Below are 4,863 nucleotides of genomic sequence, written 5' to 3' on the forward strand. Positions count from 1 at the left end.
CGCGCCCAAGTACCCGCCGATCAGGCCGTCATCCACGCCACCGCCAGCATCGGGCGCGTCATCCTCGCCTCCGCCGCCACCGTCGCACTCGCGTTCCTGGCCATGGTCTTCGCGCGGCTTCAGCGGCGGAGGCGGCCGCTTCTAGGCTCCTTGGCCCCCTGGCCCCTGGCCCCCTGGGCGCGAGCGTGCAAGTCTGCGGCCGACACACCGTTCATTTCGTCGAGTTCACGCACGCTCGTCGCACCCCGCGGCCGTCGGCGCGCTATCCCCAACCGGAACTTCATCCCCAGGCACGCACGTCGGCGCGGTGTCGGCCCGCACGGCCGATTCACGATCGTCACCATGACCGATCTGGACGCGCTGTTCCGGACGCAGGGCGGCGTCGCCACGTCGGGGCAACTCCTGGCCTTCTACAGCCGCAGCCGCCTCGACATCGAGATCCGCGACGGCTGGCCGATCAAGGTCTGGCCCGGTGTGTACAGCCGGGACGAACCCGACACGATGACGCACCTGAGCGGCCTCGATCTACGGGCGGGCGAGCCCGTCGCCATCTGCCTGGGAACCGCGGCGGCGGCCTACGGCTTCGACACCGGGCGTTGGCGACGCTGGACGCCGCGCTGCGCAGCCGAACCTGCGACCGGCGTCAGTTGACAGCGGCGTGAGCGTGCGTGAACTTCGGAAGTTTGCCGGTGTGGCGGCCGCAGACACGCACTCTCGCGCCAAAAAAGGGGGAAGAGGGTCAGCAGCCTTTGAGGCGCACCGCGAGGTAATCGGACACCTCGGAGATCGCCACCCGCTCCTGGGTCATCGCGTCGCGTTCGCGGATGGTGACCGCGTGGTCCTCCAACGAGTCGAAATCGACGGTGATGCAGTACGGCGTCCCGATCTCGTCCTGCCGGCGGTACCGACGTCCGATCGCGCCGGCGTCGTCGAACTCGACGTTCCAGCTCTGACGCAACTCGGCGGCCAGGTCGCGCGCCTTCGGCGACAGGTCGGCATGGCGCGACAACGGCAGCACCGCGGCCTTGACCGGCGCCAGCCGCGGATCCAGCCGCAACACCGTGCGCTTGTCGACCCCGCCCTTGGCGTTGGGGGCCTCGTCCTCGTGGTACGCGTCGACCAGGAACGCCATCAGCGAGCGGGTCAGCCCGGCTGCGGGTTCGATGACGTACGGCACGTACCGGGTGTCATTGGCCTGATCGTAGAACGACAGGTCGACACCGGAATGCTTTGCATGCGTGGACAAGTCGAAGTTCGTGCGGTTGGCGACACCCTCCAGCTCACCCCAGGGATTGCCGGCGAAACCGAACTTGTACTCGATGTCGGTGGTGCCGTCGGAGTAGTGCGACAGCTTGTCCTTGGGGTGCTCGTAGAGCCGCAGGTTGTCGCGATCGATACCGAGGTCGACGTACCACTGCAGCCGGGTGTCGATCCAGTACTGATGCCATTCCGCGGCGGTCGACGGCTCGACGAAGAACTCCATCTCCATCTGCTCGAACTCGCGGGTCCGGAAGATGAAATTGCCCGGGGTGATCTCGTTGCGGAAGCTCTTGCCGATCTGGCCGATGCCGAACGGAGGCTTCTTACGCGCGGTGGTGACCACGTTGGCGAAGTTGACGAAGATGCCCTGAGCGGTCTCCGGCCGCAGATAGTGCAGGCCCTCCTCGGACTCGATCGGCCCGAGGTAGGTCTTGAGCATCATGTTGAAGTCGCGCGGCTCGGTCCACTGCCCCTTGGTGCCGCAGTCGGGGCACACGATGTCGGTCATCGGCACCGAATCGGGGTCCGCGACACCCTTCTTCTCCGCGTACGCCTCCTGCATGTGGTCCTGCCGATGCCTCTTGTGGCAGTTCAGACACTCCACCAGCGGATCGTTGAACACGTCGACGTGGCCCGAGGCCACCCACACCTGACGCGGCAGGATGATCGCGCTGTCCAGCCCGACGACGTCGTCGCGGCCGGTGACCACCGACTTCCACCACTGGCGCTTGATGTTCTCCTTCAGCTCGACCCCGAGCGGACCGTAATCCCAGGCGGACTTGGTGCCGCCATAGATCTCGCCGGACTGGAACACCAGTCCGCGACGCTTGGCCAGGTTTGCAACGGTGTCGATGATCGACGAAGACGGGGCCACGGGTTGACAGCGTAGCGAGGCCGCCACCGCCGCTCGCGTCACATCCCCGATTGACATGCACGGTTACGCATGTATCGTGTGACCTAATGAAAACCATTTCCAGTACTGCCGGCGTGCCGGACGTCCACGACCATGGCGGGACGCCGCCGGCGGAGATGCCGACCCGCGCCGTTCTCGACACCGCAGGCGACCTGTTGCGCGCACTGGCCGCGCCGGTGCGGATCGCGATCGTGCTGCAGCTGCGCGAAGAAGCGCGCTGCGTCCACGAACTGGTCGACGCGCTGGACGTGCCGCAACCTCTGGTCAGCCAGCACCTGCGCATCCTGAAGTCCGCCGGTGTGGTCGACGGCTCACGGTCGGGGCGAGAAGTGCTGTACCGCTTGGTCGACGACCACCTGGCCGAGATCGTGGTGGCCGCGGTCAGCCACGCCACCGAGGAGCCGCGATGACGGGCGCGGTCCGCTCCACCCGCCAGCGCGCGGCCATCACCGCGCTGCTGGAGAACATCGAGGACTTCCGGTCCGCCCAGGAGTTGCACGACGAACTCCGCCGCCGCGGCGAGGGAATCGGCCTGACCACGGTGTACCGCACGCTGCAGCAGATGGCCGCGGCCGGCATGGTGGACACCCTGCGCACCGACACCGGCGAGTCGGTGTACCGGCGCTGCTCCGAACACCACCACCACCACCTGGTGTGCCGCGTGTGCGGATCGACGGTCGAGATCCAGGGTGGTCAGGTGGAGAAGTGGGCCACCGAGGTGGCCCGCGAACACGGGTTCTCCGACGTCAGCCACACCATCGAGATCTTCGGCGTCTGCGGCACCTGCACCGCGGACGCTTAGCGGCGTCTGCCGCTGCGCCAGCCGACGACGGCGACGAGCACACCGACGATCGCGATGATCGGCCCCAGCACAGACCACGTCGTGGTGCCGGTCATCGGGCTGCCTGCCACCGCGCCGAACCCCTGAAGGGCGAACAGCAGACCGGCGAGCGCGACCAGCACACCCACCACGACGATCACGATGCGCATGCCGGCGACCCTAGCCGGTCAGCGCCCGCCGCACGTCGCTCCCGGTGGAGAGCACCATCAGCACCAGGGTGCGGAGAGCGTCGTCGGTGAGCCCGGCAGCCGGAAAGTTGTAACGCAACAAGACGTCGCCGGACTTCTTCGCATTGCCCTTCGCCGCGCCGATCTTCTCGACCAGCGACACCGTGCCGAGCAGCGTGTCATGCGCATGCTTGGCCACCTTGGCGCGAATCTTGTTGTCCAGCGGCAGATCCCACGCCAGCACCTGCGTCAGCGACACCAGGTCGAGATCCTCGGCGATGGTGACCACCCGCAGCGAAGCGAACGTCTGGTCGTGCTGCACCGTCAGCGCGCCGTCGTCCTCCCGGGTCACCGGCAGGATCTCGGCCAGGACCACCTCGAGGCGCTCCGACAGGTCCATCAGGCTCCTAGGCGCGTCCGAAGCGCCGGTTGCGGTTGACGTACTCCTCGCAGGCCGCCCACAGGTCGCGGCGGTCGTAGTCCGGCCACAGCTTCTCCTGAAACACGTACTCGGCGTACGCCGCCTGCCACAGCAGGAAGTTACTGGCCCGCTGTTCGCCGGAGGTCCGGATGAACAGGTCGACGTCGGGGATGTCGGCGCGATGGAGGTGCTTGGCGAAGCCGGCCTCCGTGATGCGCGCCGGGTTGATCTTGCCGTCGACGGCTTGCTGAGCGAGTTCGCGGGCCGCCTCGACGATCTCGGTGCGGCCGCCGTAGTTGACGCAGTAGTTGATCGTGATGACGTCGTTGTCGACGGTCATCTGCTCGGCGATGTCGAACTCCTTGATCACGCTGCGCCACATCCGCGGCCGCGAGCCGACCCAGCGCATCCGCACCCCCATGTCGTTGAGGTTCTCCCGGCGGCGGCGCACCACCTCACGGTTGAATCCCATCAGAAACCGCACCTCTTCGGTGCTGCGCTTCCAGTTCTCGGTCGAGAACGCGTACACGGTGAGGTGTTTGATGCCGATCTCGATGGCCCCGCAGGTGATGTCGATCAGCACCGCCTCACCCATCTTGTGTCCCTCGGTGCGACCGAGGCCGCGCTGGGTGGCCCAGCGTCCGTTGCCGTCCATCACGACGGCGACATGGTTGGGCACCTGGCCGGCCGGGATCAGCGGCGCGGATTCCTTCGAGGTGTGTTGCGGGGGCCGCGCGAATCTGCCGTTGGTGCGCGCGGGCAGCTCAGGAAAGACTACGGGCCAAGTCGACTTGTCCGGGAAGGTCGGATAGTCGTCAGGCGCCGGGGGCAGCTGCGGGTAGCTGGCCCGGCCCTTCCGCCGCCCAGTCCGTTCCATTGCCATGCGCAACATCCTGCCTGATGCCCTTGACCGGGCGGTGCGCCACCCGCTCCACGAGAGGCAGGGTCCGCAGCTGACGTTCGAGGTGCCACTGCAGATGGGCGGCCACCAGCCCGCTCGCGTGACTGCGGTGCGCCGGGGTGGAGATCTGCGCATGCTCCCAGTCACCCTCGTAGAGCGCGGCCATCAGATCCAGCACCCCCTGGGGCGGGGTCACCGCGCCGGACGGCCGGCAGTGCACACACACGCTCCCGCCCGCGCCGACGCCGAGGAGGCCCTCAAGAGAGATCGGAAGAGCGGTGTGTCGGGAAAGGGGGGTGGTGGTGGGGGGTGCAGGGTTAGTTAGAAAAGATGGAGTGGGTATCAATGAGCACAGCGACG

General features: G+C 67.4%; 6 protein-coding genes and 2 pseudogenes. 3 read left to right on the forward strand and 5 right to left on the reverse strand.

What is annotated here, in order from left to right:
- A pseudogene (locus tag ASJ79_RS35130) lies at positions 1-120 on the forward strand (MMPL family transporter); the annotation flags it as partial.
- 619 nt (positions 121-739) lie between these two features.
- Here ASJ79_RS35130 and ASJ79_RS18920 read toward each other — a convergent pair.
- Positions 740-2,191: a glycine--tRNA ligase gene (locus tag ASJ79_RS18920; RefSeq protein ID WP_197420277.1), complete on the reverse strand. Its 1,452-nt coding sequence runs from the start codon at positions 2,189-2,191 to the stop codon at positions 740-742.
- A 29-nt stretch (positions 2,192-2,220) separates the two neighbouring features.
- On the opposite strand from ASJ79_RS18920, the gene ASJ79_RS18925 reads away from it, so the two are divergent.
- Together ASJ79_RS18925 and ASJ79_RS18930 are read left to right on the forward strand one after the other, a co-directional pair.
- Positions 2,221-2,583 carry a helix-turn-helix transcriptional regulator gene (locus ASJ79_RS18925; RefSeq protein ID WP_067958435.1) on the forward strand — a complete coding sequence of 121 codons (363 nt, stop codon included), beginning with the start codon at positions 2,221-2,223 and terminating at the stop codon, positions 2,581-2,583.
- Complete coding sequence (locus ASJ79_RS18930; RefSeq protein WP_067958438.1) at positions 2,580-2,975, forward strand: Fur family transcriptional regulator; 396 nt, start codon at positions 2,580-2,582, stop codon at positions 2,973-2,975. Before ASJ79_RS18925 ends, ASJ79_RS18930 begins: the two co-directional genes overlap by 4 nt.
- On the opposite strand, the gene ASJ79_RS18935 is transcribed toward ASJ79_RS18930, so the two are convergent.
- From ASJ79_RS18935 to ASJ79_RS18950, 4 genes and pseudogenes are all read right to left on the reverse strand, one after another.
- On the reverse strand, positions 2,972-3,163 hold the full coding sequence (locus ASJ79_RS18935) for a hypothetical protein (RefSeq protein WP_067958441.1): 192 nt from the start codon (positions 3,161-3,163) through the stop codon (positions 2,972-2,974). The genes ASJ79_RS18930 and ASJ79_RS18935 overlap by 4 nt on opposite strands.
- A 10-nt stretch (positions 3,164-3,173) precedes the next feature.
- Entirely contained in the window at positions 3,174-3,581 is a 408-nt protein-coding gene (locus ASJ79_RS18940) for a hypothetical protein (protein ID WP_067958444.1), read from the reverse strand.
- A gap of 7 nt (positions 3,582-3,588) precedes the next feature.
- Complete coding sequence (locus ASJ79_RS18945; protein ID WP_156448526.1) at positions 3,589-4,479, reverse strand: decaprenyl diphosphate synthase; 891 nt, start codon at positions 4,477-4,479, stop codon at positions 3,589-3,591.
- Positions 4,418-4,747 (reverse strand): annotated as a pseudogene (locus ASJ79_RS18950) (DNA repair protein RecO C-terminal domain-containing protein); the annotation flags it as partial. The pseudogene ASJ79_RS18950 and the gene ASJ79_RS18945, both read right to left, overlap by 62 nt.
- Positions 4,748-4,863 lie beyond the last annotated feature (116 nt).

It is taken from the genome of Mycobacterium sp. NAZ190054 (genome assembly GCF_001545925.1).
GTDB lineage: Bacteria > Actinomycetota > Actinomycetes > Mycobacteriales > Mycobacteriaceae > Mycobacterium.